1 pseudogene is annotated in these 716 nt (G+C 45.5%); it reads right to left on the reverse strand.

Annotation, left to right across the window (positions count from 1 at the left end):
• Positions 1-72: 72 nt before the first annotated feature.
• Positions 73-675, reverse strand: a pseudogene (locus ABFX15_RS09270) (PTS transporter subunit EIIC); the annotation flags it as partial.
• Positions 676-716 lie beyond the last annotated feature (41 nt).

A 716-nucleotide genomic window follows, 5' to 3' on the forward strand; every position in this document is an offset into this window, starting at 1 on the left:
TCAAGTGATAGTGATTAACGTTTGAGGTGATAGGCTTTCTAGCGGGTAAAACTTTATACTTTCCTATTCTATAAGAAAAACTGCCAGTCCGGCAGACAAGTACATCGATTTATACTGCTTTCGTTTATCTTTATCGACATTTTTATACATCGCATAAGCCAGTCCCATTAAAATACCTGACGATCCAATCATTTGACCTACTTTAAAGCGAGCTGGTACGAAAGTTTCCATGGCATACTGATATGTGCTGGTATCTCCAGCAGCATCCAGATTGACCAGGTCACGTGCCCATGCCAGCCACAACGGATCCTGTCCAAATACCAGCGCACCTTCCTGCGCTCCACTCAGCACCTCGTAGGTTCCTCCAAGTGGTGTATAGTTGATTGGAATGGTCAGCATATGATGCAGACCGAACGGCAGCAATAGTCGTTCAAGAGTCCCGAAAAGGAAGGGAGCCACGACTGGGGCCGTATCCTGTGATTCAGCTATCCATACCCCGAAACTGTTGATTCCGCCTTGGATGACCGGCCAGACAATTGAAAGCACAACGGCCGCAATCAGTGACCATAAAATTACAACGAAAGGAACGAATCGCTTACCATTGAAGAATGACAAAGCATCCGGTAATTTTCTGAAGTTGTAGTATTTATCTAAAATAGCCGAGAAGACCCCCACTTCTTACGAAGTGTAAAGTGGGGGATGAATCGGCTTCGGAC

Origin of the sequence: Alkalibacterium indicireducens (genome assembly GCF_039522005.1) — a bacterium.
Classification (GTDB): domain Bacteria; phylum Bacillota; class Bacilli; order Lactobacillales; family Carnobacteriaceae_A; genus Alkalibacterium; species Alkalibacterium indicireducens.